The 20,100-nt window shown below is 51.3% G+C and carries 12 protein-coding genes; 4 read left to right on the plus strand and 8 right to left on the minus strand.

Annotated elements, in window-relative coordinates; genetic code table 11:
• Positions 1–14 precede the first annotated feature (14 nt).
• Complete coding sequence (gene nifJ, locus C5O22_RS07760) at positions 15–3,572, plus strand: pyruvate:ferredoxin (flavodoxin) oxidoreductase (protein WP_132780649.1); 3,558 nt, start codon at positions 15–17, stop codon at positions 3,570–3,572.
• A 174-nt stretch (positions 3,573–3,746) separates the two neighbouring features.
• Here the strand turns inward: nifJ and thrS are convergent, their stop codons facing one another.
• From thrS to aroA, 4 genes are all read right to left on the minus strand, one after another.
• Complete coding sequence (gene thrS / locus C5O22_RS07765) at positions 3,747–5,549, minus strand: threonine--tRNA ligase (protein WP_132780650.1); 1,803 nt, start codon at positions 5,547–5,549, stop codon at positions 3,747–3,749.
• A gap of 460 nt (positions 5,550–6,009) precedes the next feature.
• Positions 6,010–7,455, minus strand: coding sequence for a TrkH family potassium uptake protein (locus C5O22_RS07770; protein ID WP_132780651.1), 1,446 nt, complete (start codon positions 7,453–7,455; stop codon positions 6,010–6,012).
• Positions 7,456–7,473: 18 nt separating this feature from the next.
• Positions 7,474–8,877, minus strand: a complete 1,404-nt coding sequence (gene trkA, locus C5O22_RS07775) for a Trk system potassium transporter TrkA (protein ID WP_132780652.1) — start codon at positions 8,875–8,877, stop codon at positions 7,474–7,476.
• A 78-nt stretch (positions 8,878–8,955) separates the two neighbouring features.
• On the minus strand, positions 8,956–10,317 hold the full coding sequence (gene aroA, locus C5O22_RS07780) for a 3-phosphoshikimate 1-carboxyvinyltransferase (protein ID WP_132780653.1): 1,362 nt from the start codon (positions 10,315–10,317) through the stop codon (positions 8,956–8,958).
• Between the two features lie 71 nt (positions 10,318–10,388).
• Here aroA and C5O22_RS07785 point away from each other — a divergent pair, with 71 nt between their 5' ends.
• From C5O22_RS07785 to murJ, 3 genes are read left to right on the plus strand one after another with little or no spacing between them, the layout of a single operon-like run.
• Positions 10,389–10,874 carry a chromosome partitioning protein gene (locus tag C5O22_RS07785; RefSeq protein WP_132780654.1) on the plus strand — a complete coding sequence of 162 codons (486 nt, stop codon included), beginning with the start codon at positions 10,389–10,391 and terminating at the stop codon, positions 10,872–10,874.
• 21 nt (positions 10,875–10,895) lie between these two features.
• Complete coding sequence (locus C5O22_RS07790) at positions 10,896–11,696, plus strand: glycerophosphodiester phosphodiesterase (protein ID WP_243692907.1); 801 nt, start codon at positions 10,896–10,898, stop codon at positions 11,694–11,696.
• Complete coding sequence (murJ, locus tag C5O22_RS07795) at positions 11,689–13,290, plus strand: murein biosynthesis integral membrane protein MurJ (protein ID WP_132780655.1); 1,602 nt, start codon at positions 11,689–11,691, stop codon at positions 13,288–13,290. Before C5O22_RS07790 ends, murJ begins: the two co-directional genes overlap by 8 nt.
• Positions 13,291–13,681: 391 nt before the next feature.
• Here murJ and glf read toward each other — a convergent pair whose 3' ends face one another.
• The 4 genes from glf to C5O22_RS07815 all read right to left on the minus strand — a co-directional run bounded on the left by glf (position 13,682) and on the right by C5O22_RS07815 (position 20,063).
• Positions 13,682–14,782 carry a UDP-galactopyranose mutase gene (gene glf, locus C5O22_RS07800; RefSeq protein ID WP_132780656.1) on the minus strand — a complete coding sequence of 367 codons (1,101 nt, stop codon included), beginning with the start codon at positions 14,780–14,782 and terminating at the stop codon, positions 13,682–13,684.
• A gap of 15 nt (positions 14,783–14,797) precedes the next feature.
• The gene (locus C5O22_RS07805; RefSeq protein ID WP_132780657.1) at positions 14,798–15,814 is read right to left on the minus strand and encodes a glycosyltransferase family 2 protein; all 1,017 of its coding nucleotides are present in this window, start codon (positions 15,812–15,814) and stop codon (positions 14,798–14,800) included.
• A 32-nt stretch (positions 15,815–15,846) separates the two neighbouring features.
• The gene (locus tag C5O22_RS07810; protein ID WP_165910454.1) at positions 15,847–16,989 is read right to left on the minus strand and encodes an alpha/beta hydrolase; all 1,143 of its coding nucleotides are present in this window, start codon (positions 16,987–16,989) and stop codon (positions 15,847–15,849) included.
• Between the two features lie 155 nt (positions 16,990–17,144).
• Entirely contained in the window at positions 17,145–20,063 is a 2,919-nt protein-coding gene (locus C5O22_RS07815; RefSeq protein ID WP_165910455.1) for a glycoside hydrolase family 3 C-terminal domain-containing protein, read from the minus strand.
• Positions 20,064–20,100 lie beyond the last annotated feature (37 nt).

Below are 20,100 nucleotides of genomic sequence, written 5' to 3' on the forward strand. Positions count from 1 at the left end.
TATGAGGAAGGTCTATGTCTGATAAAAAGATGGTCATGATTGACGGAAATACAGCGGCGGCCCACATAGCCCACGCCTGTAGTGAAGTAATCGCCATATATCCGATTACCCCGTCGAGTCCCATGGGAGAACTCTCCGACGAGTTTTCTGCCCAGGGAAGGAAGAACCTGTGGGGCACGGTTCCCCAGGTTGTAGAAATGCAGTCTGAGGCCGGCGCCGCCGGCGCGGTACACGGCGCTCTTACCACTGGAGCCCTCTCTACTACCTTTACGGCAAGCCAGGGGCTCCTCTTGATGATTCCCAACATGTACAAGATTGCGGGAGAGCTGACCCCCACGGTGTTCCACATTGCGGCCCGGGCCATTGCAGCCCAGGGGCTTTCAATCTTCGGGGATCACCAGGACGTGATGGCCTGCCGGCAGACCGGCTTTGCCATGCTGGCTTCCAACAATGTCCAGGAAGTTATGGATTTGGCCCTGATTGCCCATGCATCTACCCTGGAATCCCGGGTTCCCTTCCTGCACTTCTTTGATGGTTTCCGGACATCCCACGAGGTGCAAAAGGTAGAAGAGCTCTCGTACGAGGTGATGAAGCAGCTTATCTCCGATGAGCTTGTGGCGGCCCACCGACAGCGGGGACTTAATCCGGAGCATCCGGCTATTCGGGGTACCAGCCAGAACCCGGACGTGTATTTTACCGGGCGAGAAACGGTAAACAAATACTACAAAGCCGTTCCTGCCATTGTCCAGAAATACATGGACCAGTTTGCCAAGATTACCGGTCGGCAGTATAAGGTGTACCAATACTATGGTGCATCCGACGCAGAGCGGGTTATCGTTATTATGGGCTCCGGGGCTGAACCGGTAGAAGAAATCGTTGACTACCTCAATAAGAAGGGAGAGAAGGTCGGTGTCCTTAAGGTACACCTCTTCCGCCCCTTCGATAGCGCCCTGTTCGTAGCGGCCCTTCCGGCCACCGTAAAGGCCATCGCCGTTATGGACCGCACCAAGGAACCGGGCTCCCTCGGAGAACCCCTCTACGAAGATGTCCGCACCGCCATCGGCGAAGTTATGGGAAGTGGTAAGAGCCAATTCAAGGTGTACCCCAAAATCGTAGGCGGGCGGTATGGGCTTGGTTCGGCAGAATTTACCCCTGCCATGGCCAAGGCTATTTTCGACAACCTGAAAAAAGAGGAGCCCAAGAACCACTTTACCGTCGGTATTTACGACGATGTGGCCTTTACATCCCTTGAATGGGACGAACATTTTGATCTTGAAGAAGAAGGGGTGTTTGAGGCCCTCTTCTACGGGCTTGGTTCCGATGGAACCGTAGGGGCTAACAAGAACTCCATTAAGATTATTGGAGATGCCACCGACAACAACGCCCAGGGGTACTTTGTATACGACTCCAAGAAGGCAGGAACCGTGACGGTGTCCCACCTGCGCTTCGGTAAAAAGCCCATTAAGAAGCCCTACCTGGTATCCAAGGCAGACTTTATTGCCTGCCACAAGTTCAGCTTTATCGAAAAGGTAGAAATGCTTTCCCGGGCAAAGAAGGGAGCCACATTCCTCCTTGCAAGCCCCTACCCGGCTGACCAGGTGTGGGATCACCTTCCCCAGGAAGTGCAGAAACAAATCATCGATAAGGAACTTAAGTTCTATGTGATTGATGCTATTTCCCTCGCCGAAAAGGCCGGTATGGGAGGCCGCATCAACGTTATCATGCAGACCGCCTTCTTTAAGATTTCCGGCGTACTTCCTGAAGCAGAGGCGGTAGAACTCATCAAGCAGGCTATTAAGAAAACCTACGGGAAGAAGGGCGAAGAAATCGTTAAGAAGAACATCGCCACCATCGACATGGCCCTGGAAGGGGTACATCAGGTGAACTATCCCAAGCAGGTAACGAGCAAGTCCCACATGTTACCGCCCGTTCCTGAAACGGCACCGAAGTTCGTCAAGGAAGTCCTGGGCGAAATTATCGCCAACCGGGGTGACAAGCTTCCCGTATCTAAGTTACCCGACGATGGAACCTATCCGACGGGAACCACCAAATACGAAAAACGGAATATCGCCGAAAAAATTCCCGTCTGGGATCCCGAAACCTGTATCCAGTGCGGCAACTGTACCATGGTATGTCCCCATGCGGTTATCCGCATGAAGGCCTATGAACCCAAATACCTGGTGGGCGCTCCCGCAACCTTCAAGTCCACCGACGCCAAGGGGAAAGAATTCGAAGGCATGAAATTCACCCTGCAGGTTGCCCCGGAGGATTGTACCGGCTGTGGGGCCTGTGTGAATATCTGTCCTGCAAAGAACAAGAACAATCCGGAACTTAAGGCGATTAACCTGGAGCCCCAGATACCTCTGCGAGAAACAGAGGCTAAGAACTGGGACTTCTTCTTGAAGATCCCCAACACGGACAGCAAACTCCTTAACCTGAACGTACCCAAAGGGATTGGGATGAAGCAGCCCCTCTTTGAATTCTCGGGCGCTTGCGCAGGCTGTGGGGAAACACCCTATATCAAACTCATGTCTCAGCTCTTTGGGGATCGCCTGCTCATCGCCAATGCTACCGGCTGTTCGTCCATCTATGGAGGGAACCTGCCAACCACTCCCTATACGACCCGAGACGATGGGCGGGGTCCGGTATGGTCCAACAGCCTCTTTGAGGATGCGGCCGAATTTGGTTTTGGTATGCGCCTTACCAGCGACAAACTGGCAGAGCACGCCCGGGAAGTGGCAGAAGAAGCCAAACAGGCGGGTATTCAGACTGCCCTGCTCGATAAGATTCTTTCTAACCCCCAATCCAGCGACGAAGAAATTGAAACCCAGCGAAAATATGTGGAAGAACTGAAGGCGGCCCTGGCAAAAGAAACCAAACCGCTGGCCAAAAATCTCCTGTCCCTGGCGGACCACTTTATTAAGCGGTCCGTGTGGATCATCGGTGGGGACGGATGGGCCTATGATATCGGGTACGGCGGACTGGACCATGTGATTGCTTCGGGTCGAAACGTGAATATTCTGGTCCTGGATACGGAGGTATACTCCAACACCGGTGGTCAGATGTCCAAGGCAACCCCGGTCGGGGCGATCGCGAAGTTTGCCGCCGCCGGTAAGGAAACCACCAAGAAGGACCTGGGCGCCATGGCCATGAGTTATGGCTACGTCTACGTGGCCCGGGTTGCCATGGGAGCCAACATTGCCCAGACCATCAAGGCCTTCCGGGAAGCGGAAAGCTACGATGGACCTTCCATCATCATCGCCTACTCCCACTGTATCAACCACGGTATCGACATGATGAAGGGGATGGATCAGCAGAAGGCGGCCGTCACCAGCGGTGTATGGCCCCTGTATCGCTATGATCCTCGACTTAAGGAACAGGGAAAGAATCCCTTCCAGCTTGACTCTAAGGAGCCCAGCACGCCCGTGGAGGACTTCATGTATAAGGAAGTTCGCTTTAAGGCCCTTAAGGCGGCGGATCCCGCCCGGGCAGACCTGCTTCTGGCTAAGGCAAAGGCCCAGATTGAACGGACCTGGAAGGAATACAAGTACCTGGCGGATCGGCCCTTCTAAGAGGATAGGACCTAAAAGGATGACCCGCAGCGGTGTGCTGTCGGATCATCCGGCAGTGGAGATCTTCTGTATCTTCAATTAATACAACGTCTAAAAGAAAAGCCCCCGGCAAACGGGGGCTTTTTCATGGAGAAATCCTGGCCCATAGGCCTTGGGGTTAGACCTGCCTTTTTACTACAGTTCCAGGGAACGGGTGTGTATCCTGTCCTGGAGATAGCTGATAAAATCTTCCACCTTCATGGCTGGCAGTTGGCGACCATCCCGCAGGCGAATAGAGACGGTTCCTTCATCCGCCTCTTTCTGGCCCACCACGAGCATATAGGGTATTTTACGGCCCTGGCAGGAACGAATTTTGGCGTTCATCCGTTCATCCGAGAGTTCCCCACTCACCCGGATATCCAGCGCCTTAAGACGGGAAATAACCGAACGGGCATAGTCATTAAAGGCCTCTGCCACGGGAATGACCGCCACCTGTTCGGGGGCAATCCACACCGGGAAGGCTCCCCCAAAGTGTTCAATCATCACCCCAAAGAAACGTTCCAGAGAACCCAACAGGGCCCGATGTACCATGTAGGGCCGCTTATGCTGCCCATCCGCATCGATAAAGGTCATGTCAAATCGTTCGGGCAGATTAAAGTCGAACTGGATGGTGGTCATCTGCCACTCTCGCCCCAGGGCGTCCTTTATCTTCAAGTCGATTTTAGGCCCATAGAAAGCCCCACCCCCTTCATCAATCTCATAGGGCATCCCTTCCGCCTCGATGGCCTTTCGCAGTGATTCCAGGGCGGCCTGCCAGCGGGATTCTTCTCCCACCGAGGCGGCCGGTCGGGTAGCGAGGTAGGCCTTAATATCTTTAAAGCCAAAGGTCTTCCATATGGAAAGGCTAAACCGCAGGACCTCCCGGATTTCTCCTTCAATCTGGTCAGGGGTACAGATGATGTGGGCATCGTCCTGGGTAAAGCCCCGGACCCGCAAAAGCCCATGGAGCACCCCGGACCGTTCATAACGATAGACCGTCCCCAGTTCGGCCCACCGAAGGGGTAAGTCCCGATAACTATGCTGGCGGGTCTTGTAAATCATGATGTGGAAGGGACAGTTCATGGGCTTTACATAGTAATCCTGCTCATCAAGCTGCATGGGGGCATACATGTTTTCTCTATAAAAGCCCAGGTGCCCCGAGGTTTCCCACAGCCAGGACTTACCCACGTGGGGCGTATACAGAATCTCGTAGCCATTCCGGTAATGTTCGGTCCGCCAGAAGTTTTCCAGGGCCACCCGCATACGGCCCCCATTGGGGTGCCAGTAGATAAGCCCCGCCCCGGCTTCTTCATGGATGGAAAAGAGGTCCAGTTCTTTCCCGAGCCGGCGATGGTCTCGCTTTTCCACTTCTTCCAGGAAGCTAAGATAGGCCTTGAGGTCCTTCGGGTTTTCCCAGGCGGTTCCATAAATCCGGGTAAGCATGGGCCGTTTTTCATCGCCCCGCCAGTAGGCCCCGGCGATATTCATGAGTTTAAAGGCGGCGGAGTTAATTTCCCGGGTATTTGCCACATGGGGACCCCGACACAGGTCCGCCCAGATAAGGGCCCCCGAAACATCCCGCTGTTCATAGATACTGATTTCCGCATCCGCCGGAAGTTCGTTGATAAGCTCCACCTTAAAGGGTTCATCGGCAAATCGTCGCAGGGCCTCTTCTCGGCTTACCACCACCCGTACAAAGTCATGGCGGTTTTCGATAAGCCGCTTCATCTCTTCCTCAATGGCAGGAAGGTCCTCCGTCGTAATAGGCCGGGGAAGCTGAAAATCGTAATAAAACCCGTTTTCAATGGCGGGACCGATAGCAACCTTTGTGCCCGGATACAAACGGGTAACCGCTGCAGCGAGGATATGACTTACGGAATGGCGAATGGTGGAAAGTTTATCCTGCTTTTGATGATCTTGCGCGGGGGCCTGCCCCGACGATACGGAACTGGAAGACATATTGTACCTCCCGATACAGGAGCGGCACCCTTCTGTTTTCTAAAAGTCTGCAAAGGGTGCTTGCTGTATCACTGGGCGGGGACGAACACCTACCGTGCCCGCGGTACCACCCCGCTTCGCTTCCCCGCGACGGGGAGCGCCCTCTTCGCCACTGACGGGGGCTTGCCGGTCCTGAATACTGGGCCAGAAGGCCGTTCACCAGGACAGCTCGGGAGGGGTTTTCCCTGCCGCCGCAGCCAGAGGGGCTTTCAGCCTGTGGCCCCTCCTCTCTCGCCTGGACGCCCTTTTTGCATCCAGGGTTGACCCGCCCTGCAGGTACTCGTCTCCGTCAACGCCTTTCTTGGTAGACTAGTGAGAGAACCAGGGACTGTCAAGGGGGAAAACCGGCAGGCCCCATTTCCGGTAAGAGACCGGCCATGAAAGAGGGCGGGGCCCGTAAAACCCGCAAAAAAAGGGAGCCCTACCGTCTCCAGAACACGGGACTAAAGAGCACAAAGAGGGTCAACAACTCAAGGCGTCCCGCAATCATAGCAAAAGAACAGGCAATTTTTACATAATCCGGAAGGAACCCATAATTTTGAGTGGGCCCCACAAGACCGAAGCCGGGACCTATATTTCCCGTGGTAACCAAGGCGGTAGAAAAGGCCGATAGAAGATCTACCCCCGCACTGGTGGTTATCAACGTGACCCCAAACACCAGCGAAAGGTACAGGAACACAAAACCCGCCACTCCATACACCACATCTTTCCGCCCTACCTTGCCGTTAAGACAAACGCTGAACACCCCATGGGGATAAATAGCCCGTCGCAGTTCGTTCCCCGCCTGTTTAAAAAGCACCACGTGGCGAATCACCTTAATGCCCCCTCCGGTGGAACCGGAGCAGCCACCCACAAACATAAGGAGAAAAAGAACCCCCTTTGCAAGGCTAGCCCACCCATCAAAATCGGCGGTGGCAAACCCGGTGGTAGTTATAATGGAGACCACCTGAAAAGCTCCATACCGGAGGGCATGAATGAAATTTTCGTAGGTATCCTGAATGGCAAGGCTTACCACCAGGGTAGCGATGAGCACAATAGCGACATAAACCCGCAGTTCCGTATTGTGCCAGATATCTTCAATCTTTCCTTGAATCAGGCGATAATACAGACTGAAGTTCATGCCCGCTAAAAACATGAAACAGGTGATTATCCAATCAATAAGGGCAGAATTATAGTGGCCCACGCTTGCATTCTTCGTCCCAAATCCACCGGTAGCCATCGTCGCAAAGGCATGGCAAACCGCATCGAACCAGGTCATGCCGGCCATTCGTAACAGGATGATTTCTAAGGCCGTTAAAAAGATATAGATGAGCCACAAAATCTTGGCGGTGGCCGTTACGCGGGGGGTTACCTTATCCTTTTCAGGACCCGGCGTTTCCGCTTTAATAAGCTGAAAGCCTCCAACCCCTAAGAGGGGGAGCAGGGCCACGGTGAGCACCACGATGCCCATCCCACCCAACCAGTGGGTAATGGCCCGCCACAAAAGAATCGCCCGGGGAAGGGCTTCCACACTCTGAAATATGGAGGCCCCCGTGGTAGTAAACCCGGAGACACTTTCAAAAAGGGCGTCCACCGGATTCGGGGTAACCCCGCTTAAATAAAACGGTAGGGCCCCATACAGGCTGGTAAAAATCCAGGCAAGGCTTACCACCACAAAGCCGTCCCCTTTAGAAAACTGAATATTCGCCGGAGAGCCCAGGAAAAGCACCACCACCGTTGCCACCAGGGCAAAGACAATAGGGAACAGGAAGCCCCCTATCACCTGGGGGTCCTTATCAAGGAGCGCAAAAATAAAGGGGGGAACCATGGAAAGAGCCACAAGGCCAAGGAGTATAGTAAGGAGCCGCAGGATTACCGGTTGTTTCATGGGACCTTTCCTGTATACCTATGATCTATGACCAAAAAGTCGCTTAAGATCCTGCTCAAAGCCCTTTTTGGCAAGCACCACAATACGATCCTGAGCTTTAAACTCATAGTTTCCCTGGGGGATAAAGGTCTCTTTTCCCCGTTGCACATAGAGGATCAGGGCGCCGGACACAAGACCGAACACATCGAGACGGGTTCCGATAAGTTCAGAATGATCCCCGAGATGTAACTCCATTACCTCCACCGAACCATCGCCCAGGCTATGGAAACGATTAATCCCTTCTCCTAACAAAAAGGTAAGGATCGAATCTACCACCACCGATTTCATGGGGATTATCACATCGATCCCCAGGTGACGGGCGATGGCGGCATACCCGGGGCTTCCCACCAGAGCTATCGCCCGATCAACCCCTCGATTCTTTAAATATAAGGCGGTAATGATATTCAATTCCTGATTCTCGGTGGTGGTTACCACCGCATCAAGATCATGTAGCCCCTCTTCAGAAACAAAGGTTTCATCTGAAATATCTTCGTTTAGAACCAATATCTGGGGGAATTGGGCTGCTATAGACTTACACACCTCGTAATCTTTATCGATAAGAAGCAAATTCTTCTGGGAAAAGGATCGGAAAAACCATGAGAAAAAGGTTCCCCTTTTAGGGGTAGCACTCTTTTCCAAGAGGGATCGGATGGTCAATATGCCTACGCGACTTCCCCCAATGATTGCAATTTTCTTAAGAGATCGATACTTCTGGCCATTAAGCTCATACACCTTTTTAATTTGATCCTGGGTGCCCAGCACATATACCCGATCTCCTTCCAAAAGGGTTGTGGTCCCCGAAGGAATAAGGGTTTCCTCGGCCCGATGCACCATGGTAAGGAGGACCTCCGCCTTAGCAAGGGACCGAAACTGTTTTACGGGGATCCCACAGAAGGGACTTCGAGCGTGAATAGGAATCGTCCCCAACTCAAAGGGGCTATCCCCAAAGGAAAGCACATCCCCCAGAGCCCCATGGGCAAGGGCGCTTACCACCGATTGGGCCGCTTCAATATCGGGATCCACAAAATGATCGATCCCAAGGGCCCGATTGTTCCCCCGGGTGAGTTCATCGTATTCTTCGTTTCGGACCCGGGCAATTTTTTTTACCTGGGGATATCGGGCCTCCACGAGGCCACAGATAATCAGGTTCAATTCATCCGATTGGGTAACCGCCACCAGGGCATCGGCCCGACCGATACCGGCCTCTTCCAGGGTGTGGATATTGTTACCAGAACCGTGGACCACCAGACAATCAAGTCGATTAGAGGCATGGCGAGCCCGGCTTTCGTCCTGCTCCACCAGGGAAACCTCGTGTTTTTCGTCGATAAGATGACGGGCAAGAATGGTTCCTACCATCCCCGCTCCCACAATAACCACCCGCATAGAACCTATCCTACCATATCTTCTTCATAAACAATAGAACCACAAAAACACAAAAACAGAACCCTTTCTCTTTTGGGTTTATTCGAACATTTCTCCTTCAAGGAGCGTCAGGAAGTGGGGGTAGGTTACGGCGGCGGCTTCCGCCGTATCAACCACAAGGGGCTGCTGACAGGCAAGACCACAGACGGCCAGGGCCATCACTACCCGGTGATCGTGATGGCCCCGCACAGTTCCCCCGAGGAGCTTACCCGCTGACCCTTGTATAACAAGCCCATCGGAAAACTCTTGCACCGGAACTCCCAGCCGACCGAGTTCCTGGGCCATCACGGCAATCCGGTCCGTTTCTTTAATGCGTGCGTTGGGCACATTAAGAAGGCGGGTTGTCCCCTGACCACAGGCCGCCGTGGCCGCCAGAGCGGGGAGCGCATCAGGAGTGGCATTAAGGTCAAAATCGGCACCCCTAAGACCATAGGGGGGAGCCTGAACCTGGATTACCGGCCCCAGGGGGTCCTGCTCCCAGGAGACAACACAGCCCATAACCCGGAGCATATCAAACAGGGCCCGGTCGCCCTGGGTATCGTTTGGATCAAGCCCAATAAGCCGTACGGTGCCACCGCTTACCGCCGCGGCGCAGGCAGGAAAGGCGGCGGAAGAAAAATCTCCCGGCACAATGCCATCCATGGGACGATAGGAAGCGCCGCCGGGGATCCTGAAAAACGAATAATCCGGCGCGGCAGTATAGGGGACCCCCTGGGCCTTAAGGTACGAAAGGGTCATATCAATGTAGGGTCTCTCGTTCAAGAGGGGAACCTCAATCTCCGTCACCGTGCCGGCGGGAGCCAGGGGCGCCGCAATGAGGAGGGCCGAAAGGTACTGGCTTGTGGGACATTCGATGCGGACCCGTCCCCCCTTCCAGGGGCCCCGAATAACAATGGGGGCACACCCATTATCCCGGGTAGAATAGGCCTCTACCCCCAGGCCCTGGAGGGCCGCAAGAAGGGGACCCGCGCTGCGGCGCCGGATTTGGAAATCCCCCGTGAATACGCTGGTCCGCCAGTGGAGGGCCGCCACCGCCAATGCCAGATACAGGGTGGTCCCCGAGTTACCCACGTTGAGTACATCCTCAGGCGTCATTAAGCCTGAGGCTCCCCCCACTCCTGTTACTTCAAGACGGTACAGGTAACGACCATCCGCGGTAGGCCCATTAGGGTTATTGGTGATGCGGGCTTCTTCGGCATCCTGATAGTATTCTTCTATCCGGGCGCCAAAGGCCCGACAAACCTCCATACAGGAACGGGTATCCAGTGAATCCAGCGGATACTCCAGGGTGGAAACCCCGTCTGCCAGGCTGGCAAACAGGAGACGACGAATGGTGTGGCTTTTTGAGGCGGGAATCCGGTAGGTACCGGAAAATCGATGGGGACGTATACGGCATTTCATGGGCTCAAGAATATCCGTAATAGGGGATGGAACTCAAGACAGGGACACTAAAACGTGCTATAGTAACGCCTATGGAACAGCAGCCAGAAGACCTGCGGGGAATGAGCCCAGAAGAAGCCCGGGACTATATTCTGGGCCATCTTAGCACCCTTAAGCTTACCGAAAAACAAAAGGAAGAGCTTCGTCAGGAACGGGAGAAGTGGGAAAAACGGATGAGCCTGGCCGAATCCCTTGGACAACCGGACCTGGTCGAGGAGGCCCGAAAAAAGCGGGACGAGGTTCTTCAAAAAGAAACCCAACTTCAGGCTGAAATAGATACGCTAAAAACCCAAATTCAGCAGATGCAACGCCAACTGCCGGCGCTGAAGGCTCGAGAACGGTCGATAGATACGGACCTACTCGAACAGGAACTGCTCATGACCACGGGGCACCTGCCGGGAGAAGAGGAAGGGACTGCAACGGAACGGGCTCTGAGCGCCTTAGAAAAAGAACAGGCGGCCCAGGCGGCGTTGGAAGAACTTAAAAAGAAAATGCAAAACCCCCAGAACCCCAGTTAGGATATTTGTGGAGAATTTCCCATGATGCACCGTGTACCCCTATTGCCTGAGTATCCCCGGCCCTTGATTTTTGCCCACCGGGGCTGTTCTTCGGTGGCTCCAGAAAACACCATGGAAGCCTTTCGGCTGGCTCAAGAAGTAGGCGCCCCTGGCATCGAGTTGGATATCCATCGCTGTAAAACCGGGGAAATCGTGGTGCTCCACGATGATACCCTTATGCGGGTAGCGGGAGATCCCCGTCCCATCGAAGAGGTAAGCCGGGAAGAGCTCCGCCACATCGATGTGGGGTCCTGGAAGGATCCCTCCTTTTCTCACAGTCGGGTCCCCCTTTTAGAAGAGGTTCTGGAAGAATTCCTTCCCACCCTCTATATCGATATCGAAATAAAAAGCCGTTCTTCCCGGGATCATTTTCTGGCAGAAGCTCTGGCCCAGCTTCTGAAACGATTCGGCCCCCGCGCTCAGGGGGCGGTCACCGTGAGTTCCTTTAATCCGCTGGCCCTGCGGGCCTTTAAACGATGGGCCCCATCGTTTCCGACCGCCATCATCTGGTGCAACGATCCGGAGCTTCCCTTGTATTTACGCCGGGGAGAAGGTCGCTGGATCTCTGGTTGTGACTACCTTAAGCCCCGCTATGACATGGTACACAGGGCCTTTTTGTTTTTCCGACAGACCCTTGGCCGGCGCCCCGTGGTCCCCTGGACAGTGGACGACTCAGCGAAAGCCCGGGGATTGGTAACCCTTGGGTGCGCGGGTATTATCACCAATCGACCGCAAGATATGGTACCGGCACTACAAAATCCTGGGAGCGCTTCTCATGAGTGACGAACAAACCACGGAACCCCAGAACCTTGTAAAACAGGGCAGTATACTTTCGGTCCTTACCCTCGCATCTCGAGTGCTCGGTCTTATGCGGGAAATGGTAAAGGCCGCCCTGCTGGGAACCACCCCTCTTTCGGACGCTTTTACCGTGGCGTTCATGGTTCCCAACCTATTCCGCCGTCTCTTCGCAGAGGGCTCCATTTCGGTGGCTTTCATCCCCACCTTTAAGGGGTACCTCATCGAAGGGGATACCTCAAAGACCCAGACCTTCCTTTCATCTTTCATTACTGCCCTGACGGTTCTTGTAACGACGGTAGTTATTCTCGGTATCATCGCTTCCCCCTGGATCATTCCCTTCTTTGGGCTTACAGAATTGGATGAAACTATCCTGCTTACCCGGATTATGTTTCCCTACCTGGCCCTCATCTCCTTTGCGGCCCTATTGCAGGGTATTTTGAATAGCCACCACATTTTTATCCCCACGGGGCTCGCCCCCATACTCCTTAATATCACGGTGATCGGCTGTTCCTACCTTTTAACGCCCCTCATGGCCAATCCTGCCCGGGCTATGGCGGTGGGGGTAATGATAGGAGGAACCCTCCAGGTGCTTATCCAGGTGCCCGGGGTGCTAAGAAAGGGGCATCGGTTTGGCTACACCGGGCTGAAGCAGGCCTTTACTAACCCTGGCACCCGGACGGTATTCCGCCTTGTGGGTCCCACCATCATTGGAATGGCGGCCTACCAATTAAATGACCTGGTCTCTACCGCCCTGGCGGGGAATGCGGGTCCCGGCGTGGTTTCGAGTCTTCAGTACTCGCTGCGGCTCCAGGAACTTATCCTGGGGGTCTTTGCGGTTTCTCTTGGCACCGTCCTGTTACCAGACCTGGCGGGGCAAGCCAAACGAAACCAGTGGGGAGAATTCAATCGCCGCCTCGTGATGGCCATCGATATCATCGCCCTTATCACTATTCCCATAACCTTCTTTTCTCTTATCCAGGGAGAATATATCATTCGACTTCTTTTTCAGAGCCGGTCCTTTGACGAAAGCTCCGTCGCCCTTACCAAAGAGGCCTTTACCTTCCACATGCTGGGACTCTTTTTTATCGCCCTGAACCGCATCCTTGCGCCGGCCTTCTACGCCCAAAGCAACTCCAAATCTCCTACGATTGCGGGGGTTTTTTCGTTTTTTATCAACATGATACTGGCCGCCCTGCTGGTGGGTCCCATGAAAGGCGGCGGAGTGGCCCTGGCCTTGAGTATAGCCAGCGGGGTAAATACGGTGCTCCTCTTTATTTTCATGCGGCGCACCCCCCAGATCGACATGGGGCACATCGTAGGTTCCAGTGTCCGCTATACGGGGAAACTCCTTGCCTTCTCGGCGCTAGCGAGTATCCCGGTGTATTTTGTTTCCCCCGCCCTGTACCGTTTATTTGCCGGTAAGGGACGACTCATTTCCTATGGAATTCCCCTGACACTCACCACCATCCTCTTTGGGGTAACAGGGCTTATCCTGTTATGGATAAGCCGAGACGCCCTTTTGAAAATGGTTACCCAGCGTTTGAACCAAAGGCTGGGGAAACACGGGGCGCCCCACTAATACAGAAAACGGAGAACCCCTTCCGGTAGCGGCCGCGGGGCTCCGTTTTGGTAAGAGGGGCGGGTCGGAGGGGGTCCCGCCCTGGTACGGGGGCTCTTTGAGGGCCGCGCCGTGGCCCGTGGCCGCTCAAAAGCCCGTGGCGAGAGTCCAGTGGTCGAAGAGGAATCCTGTATGATGAAGGATCCCTCTGAGGGCTGGAGAGAATCCCGGCAGGTGGCGAGCGCCGCCAGCCAGGGCTCTCCTAAGGACACCCCTCTTTACTGGCCAGGGCTTTCCTGGCTGGTGCTCTGCGCCGCTTGGCCTCACTCCCCGAAAACAGTACACAACTCTAAAAACCAGCCTCGGGGAAAATGTTTGAGGGAACGGTGTTTATTTTATAAAGTAAAACATTCTACTTTACTACCGAATAAAAGGTGTCCATTGCCCGGCGTATCACCTGATCCATATCATAGTATCGGTATTCCCCTAAGCGACCACCAAAAACAACAGAGGTCTCTTCTCGAGCCTTCGTAAGATACTTCTGGTACAGGCTTACATTCTTTTGGTCTCCCACCGGATAATAGGGTTCTTTACCAATTTCCCAGGGCTGACTATATTCTCGGGTTATTACCGTTTTAGGTTGCTTCCCAAACACAAAATGTTTATGCTCAATGATTCTTGTGTATGGCACATCCCGATCAGTATAATTTACCACCGCGTTTCCTTGATAGTTAGGGATATCAAGAATTTCCGTTTCAAAGCAAAGGCTTCGGTATTCAAGAGGACCGAATTCATAATTAAAATAAGCATCAATAGGACCAGCATATACCACCAGCGAAGCATGTCTCTTCCAATATTCAGGATCAGATAGAAAGTCCGTGTTAAGGAGGACATCCGTCCCCTGGAGCATTTTCTTAATAATCGCGGTATATCCATCCACAGGGATTCCTTGATACCGAGAATCAAAGTAATTATTGTCATAAATGAACCGTACCGGAAGACGTTTAATAATATCCGGGGGAAGTTCAGTACAGGGACGTCCCCATTGTTTTTCCGTATATCCTTTAATAAGCTTTTCGTATATATCTACACCCACCAGGTTAATCGCCTGTTCTTCGAGGTTTGATGGATATTCCACGTAGTGATCTTTCCTTTGAGCCTCAATGATCGCCTTCGCTTCCTCTGGACGAACCACACCCCACATCTGGTAAAAGGTGTTCATATTAAAGGGAAGGTTGTATATTTTTCCTTTATAATAGGCAAGCGGACTATTAATATAATGGTTAAATTCTCCAAACTGTTGAATAAAATTCCATACTTCCTTATCGTTAGTGTGAAAAATATGGGCCCCATATCGATGCACATGAATACTTTCGATTTCTTCGGTATATACATTGCCTCCAATATGGGACCGCCGCTCTAACACAAGGCACCGCATATTTGCCCTGGCAGCCAAATATGCCCAGGTTGCTCCATAAAGACCGGAACCTACTATCACTACGTCGTATTTCATGGGATTCTCTTTTACTCAGTTAAACCCAAAGATCCCCTGGGCAAGTCGATAAAAACCAATAATCAGAGGACGCCCAAACCAGAGGGGAAGATGGAAGAAGCGCCCAACAAGACTTCGCCGTAAATGTTGATACAAAAGAGGATTATGGTGATTAATATCTTCCCATAGTTCACGAAGTTTTTTAAAGTGTTCCTTTGTTCCTGCAAGGACTAACATAACTGAAGAAACAGCCGTAACAATTTCAAAGTAATGGATAAGATACCAGAAAAGACGGGGATTCTCCACCTTTTCTAACAAAACGGTTTCGAGCATTAAACGATTTACCCGAAGTTGTTGATCAATACGACGGATCATATTTTTTTCTTGGACCGACTGATCGGCCCTGCCAATATAATAGCGATACAAATCCACATCAACATAATAGAACTTTTTTACCGCTGATAAGGGGAAATACACATACAGGTTGTCTACATAAAAAGTATGTTCCGGCAACACAAGCCCCACATCCTTTATCAGCTGGGTACGGTATATAACCGAATGCATAAGGATATACCGGCCTTTTTTTAACGGACCCATTTCATCCCAGGAAGCAATCCGATTGGCGGGAATAATACCCCGGTAGTGAATCACCTTTTTTCTTCGTTTCCCCTGCTTTTCATAGACATAATTGGCTATAACAAGATCCGGTTCTGTTCCGTTTACTATTAGTCCGCGCAGTACTTCTAACACCTTTTGGTATGCCCCTGTATCAAGCCAATCATCACTATCTACCACTTTAAGATACCGTCCGCTGGCATACTGAATACCGGTATTGATAGCCCCCCCATGCCCTTTATTTGACTGAGATATAAGACGCACCTGGGTAGGATATTGTTCTTCATATTTCCCGGCGAGTTTAGCGGTAGCATCCGTGGAACCATCATCCACTACAAGAATTTCCACCTCATCTCCTCCGGGAAGCAGGGAATCAAGACAACGGGCAAGATATGATTCGGCGTTATACGCCGGCACAATAATTGTTAAGAGCTTCATAAAGGCCATATTCTCGTATCAATTCTCACAGATCACAAGTATTTGTCAAAAAAATTCAGCATATCCCGAATATAAGGGACGCCATAACGTTCAAAAGTTTTACGAGTAACCGCATCGGGCTTCCAATCAAAGAAGGCATGTCCTGCGCCTTCTACCTCTACATACTGTACCGTCTGTCCAGCCTTTTTAAGGGCCTCCGCATAGGAACGGACCATTTCTTGAGAGATTAGAGGATCCGCATTCCCCCGAATAAGATAGTGAGGGATGGTTCGTTTATCTGATGGCGGAATAGCCTCTATGGGAGACACATATTTAAGAAGGGATTCATCTATCCCTACCGCTTGGGCAAGCATGGGACCACCAAAAACGCCATAACTTGGGGCCACCACTTTAATTGCCCTGAGTAAAGAAGATCGAACATCTTCTGCTGTTTTCCCCGGAGAAAGATAAGTCGGTTTAAACTGGTGGTCCGGAGCCACAAAGCCCTTACTACCAATGCGTTCTACCATGACCGCCGCAGAGGCACAGAGGTGCCCCCCTGCGCTATCACCGGTCAGGGCTATACGAGAGGGGGTAGCGCCATACTCCCGAGCATGTTCTTGGATGTGGACGAGGGCACCAAATACATCTTCAATCAATTGCCAGATTTGGGTAGGCTCTTTATCACCATCAAGGGTTCCAAGCCACCGGTAATCAATGCTGGCTACTACATACTTTCCGGTTTTTGCCATTTCTCGAGCCATGCCCCGCATGATATTCTCATCGTTGATACGCCAGCCCCCCCCATGAATGATCACAATAAGGGGAAGATCCTGGGCTCCAACCGGTCGGAAAACATCGTATTTAAGCGGTTTTACCCCCGGTTGGGCATACACCACATCCTGTATTACTTCTATACCAGAAAGAAGATCCTTACGTAAAAAGGCCGCTCCGATTCTTAATGGCTGCTTCACTTGCACGGTAAGAGAGGGTGTCATGGATTCATAGTATTGGGGGCCCCATTCACCTTCGATAGCATAATACAAAGAATCCAGTACATACCCCTCGTCCGGCTGGGCTTCTACGGTGATAAGCATCCCTTCGGGGACTTCCTCCCCCGAAACCACGGCAGGCTTAAAAGAGAGCTTGCCATTCAGGATAGGGTCAAGGGTAACACGAAATCTTTCTGCATTCATGGGCTTTTTCCCTCCCGCTGATTCTTTGCTGCAACTTATCAAAGCAAGAAGAACCAACAACCATACCAAAACAGGTTTCCCACACCACAGTAATTCACTTCCAAGAGATTTCATAGATTTAAATCGGGAAGAGCTAAGTTTCTGTTTGTTTAAGTTCATTGGCCCCTCCCCTGTTTCTTCAATCCTTTGAAGTGCAAAACTAAAAGAATTGCTATTATTATTGCTACAAAGACATCAAAAACAATCAGTCCGATCCGCCAGGGAGCCATGGTGTACCGCACAGAGGTCCCAGGTACAAGACCATTCATGGCATTACTATGGGCAATGGTATACATAAGACGATGGGCGGTTCGTCGCAAATAGTTTACCGCCGTAGGACTCGTGGCATCTTCCATCGATTTCATCGATGCGAAGGTGATGTTGTAATCGGTCCCAGCCATAAGGCCCTGATTCACAAACATGTGCGGATACAGGTTAAAGTCGCTGATAACCACCCCTGTAAAGCCCCATTCTTCCCGAAGAACCCGTTGCATAAGAGGAACCGAACCTCCCGTCCAAACCGCACCAATACGGTTAAAGGAACTCATCAATGCGGTAGCTGCAGAAATTTCTTTTTCCTTCATTGTTCCTTTATCATCCGCAATATACCTAATGGTGGTCTTGGCATTCTTTACTACCATTTCAAAAGGTTTCAGATAGATTTCCCGAATGGCCTGTTCATTGGCCCAGGTAGCAAGACCGTTATTGTTTCGGTTTGTCTCCTGATCGTTCAACACGTAATGTTTGAGAAACGCGTATACTCCCTTATCAGCAGCTCCAGAAACAACGGCAGTAGCAAGCTTACCGGAAAGATAGGGGTCCTCAGAATAATATTCAAAGTTTCGACCCGCAAAGGGGGAACGATGGATGTTCACAGCGGGGGCATACCAGCCATTTACTCCTAGTTCCAGCGCTTCGTTCCCCACCATACGCCCCATCTCTCGGGCAAGCTCAGTATTAAACGTAGAGGCGATAACAACTTCCGAAGGATAGGCTGTTCCATGAATATTTCCCATGAAGGCCGAAATACCTGCGGGGCCATCAAGGTCCACTGTAGCGGGCTTACCAAGGCTCGGAATTGCTTCGGTAGCATATGCCGAATTTACAACTATAGATGCAATATCCTTGGGATTAATTTGATCAAGGAACAGATCCCAAAGAGGATCGGTAAAATCCTTCCCTCGTAAATCGATTAGAGAAACCCCATTCTGGGCACCGGTCTTTGGCATTTTTAAACGGGGATCTCCATGTTCGCTCGCTTTCCACGGTTGGAAACCAGCGAGCACCATATCATTCGCTATATAATCCTCTGCCACCGGTGCGGTAGGGAAGGTCTTGGCAAAATCCCGTCGACTCATATTAAGGATATAACCGGCTTTTGGTTCATCCACAAACAACGAAGAAACATCATCAAACTGATTGGTCACCATCGTTTTATCAGAACGCCGATGATTGGAACCGTTATACACAATAGTTCGATCTACCGTATAGACTATTTCCGGTACTCCCTCTTTTACATGATGGCTATCAGTCTGGAGAGTAAAAACATAGGGACCCTTTTCAAGAACATAGGCACGTTCCTTTTTGTAATCATACGAAGCCATATCTTCTACAGCTACCCCCAAGGTAACCACATCAGATTCACCGGGCTTTAAAAGTTTTGTTTTGGCAAAATCCGCTAATATAACCGCCGCTTTTTCAATTCCACCTTTGTTATAGGGAGGACTACAGTAAAGTTGAACCACATCTTTGCCGGGGTAATTCCCTGTGTTGGTTACCCGAACAGAAAGGGTAATGCGGCCATCGGCAGGACCTAATTCCTGAGACACCAGTTCCCATGCAAAGGTGGTATAACTTAATCCAAAACCAAAGGGATACACCACCGCTTCATCGTAATTTATAAAACCTTCTTTTGCGGCCGTCTCATAATATCGATATCCATAGTATATACCTTCTTCGTAATGAACAAAGAAACCATCTCCAATTGCATTACCCCGGTGAATGTTTCGGTATTTAAAGTTACCAAAATTCACAAACGTAGGATCCTTCCGAAAATCCGCAGGATAAATATCAGCGGTTTTTCCCGATGGAGTTACCGTACCTTTTAAGATATCCGCTACCGCATAAAAACCGGTCTGCCCGGGAGAACCGATCCACAGGATACTATCAACACCGGGATTTTTTTCAACGACACCCAACTCCATGGCAGAGCTAGAGTTGATCAGAACTATCACCTTTTCAAAGTTCCGTGTAGCAAGCTCAAGCAGATCCCGTTCGTCCTTATTCAACTGAAGTTGATGCTGTCCCTTTACATAATTGTCATCAAAGCCCTTGATATCCTGGCTCAGGTCTCCTCCTTCACCCCCACCACGGCCTATTACAACTATTGCTGCATCAGCATAATCCTTAAAAGAAGCGATTGCCCTGGAGGAATACTTATTCACCGGCATTTCACCGATGTAATAGGTAGAAGAACCGGGCCGGTCCATCACAATATTTGCCCGGGGATTCTTATACACCCTGATCGTAGCACCGGTATTACTCAAACGGGTGGTGTAGCTCGCAAATTCTGCGAGTTCACTATAAACTGTCTCGTTTATTTCAAAACCCCGATCTTTTAGAGCCGTTCGTAAATCCACCACTGAAGATAAGTCAACCGAACCAGATCCAGAACCCCCATACACCGGGTCCGCAGCACTACGCCCCAAGAGAGTAACCCGAAGCGGCCGATTATTCGGTCCTTTCAACGGTAAGGTTCCATTGTTTTTAAGAAGAACGATACCTTCCGCTTCAATTCGTTCTACTAGTTCATTAGCTGCCTTTTGTAAAGCTTCTTTACTTTCGTAGTCTTTCTGATAATAAATCTTTTCCCAATTTTCGGTTCCTGCCGCCGGCCGAACGATTGCTTTCCCTCGCCCCAGGTATAAATCCATATGGGCACTGAACACAGTCATCCCAATAGTGATAATAAGCGCAAGGCCCCCTAGAATCGCTACCACCAATAGCTTTTTGGATCTCTTTTTTTTCTCTTTCATAGGCATCCCCCTCTGTATTATTATTCTGTTTTTAAAA

The sequence above is a fragment of the Treponema sp. J25 genome (assembly GCF_004343725.1).
Taxonomy (GTDB): domain Bacteria; phylum Spirochaetota; class Spirochaetia; order Treponematales; family Breznakiellaceae; genus J25.

Excerpts from the sequence above, each read along its gene's own strand:
- C5O22_RS07815 (WP_165910455.1), bottom strand. The coding sequence starts at position 20,063 with ATGAAAGAGAAAAAAAAGAGATCCAAAAAGCTATTGGTGGTAGCGATT.
- nifJ (WP_132780649.1), top strand. The coding sequence starts at position 15 with ATGTCTGATAAAAAGATGGTCATGATTGACGGAAATACAGCGGCGGCC.
- C5O22_RS07805 (WP_132780657.1), bottom strand. The coding sequence starts at position 15,814 with ATGAAGCTCTTAACAATTATTGTGCCGGCGTATAACGCCGAATCATAT.
- C5O22_RS07785 (WP_132780654.1), top strand. The coding sequence starts at position 10,389 with ATGGAACAGCAGCCAGAAGACCTGCGGGGAATGAGCCCAGAAGAAGCC.
- C5O22_RS07810 (WP_165910454.1), bottom strand. The coding sequence starts at position 16,989 with ATGAATGCAGAAAGATTTCGTGTTACCCTTGACCCTATCCTGAATGGC.
- thrS (WP_132780650.1), bottom strand. The coding sequence starts at position 5,549 with ATGTCTTCCAGTTCCGTATCGTCGGGGCAGGCCCCCGCGCAAGATCAT.
- aroA (WP_132780653.1), bottom strand. The coding sequence starts at position 10,317 with ATGAAATGCCGTATACGTCCCCATCGATTTTCCGGTACCTACCGGATT.
- C5O22_RS07770 (WP_132780651.1), bottom strand. The coding sequence starts at position 7,455 with ATGAAACAACCGGTAATCCTGCGGCTCCTTACTATACTCCTTGGCCTT.
- C5O22_RS07790 (WP_243692907.1), top strand. The coding sequence starts at position 10,896 with ATGATGCACCGTGTACCCCTATTGCCTGAGTATCCCCGGCCCTTGATT.
- trkA (WP_132780652.1), bottom strand. The coding sequence starts at position 8,877 with ATGCGGGTGGTTATTGTGGGAGCGGGGATGGTAGGAACCATTCTTGCC.
- glf (WP_132780656.1), bottom strand. The coding sequence starts at position 14,782 with ATGAAATACGACGTAGTGATAGTAGGTTCCGGTCTTTATGGAGCAACC.
- murJ (WP_132780655.1), top strand. The coding sequence starts at position 11,689 with ATGAGTGACGAACAAACCACGGAACCCCAGAACCTTGTAAAACAGGGC.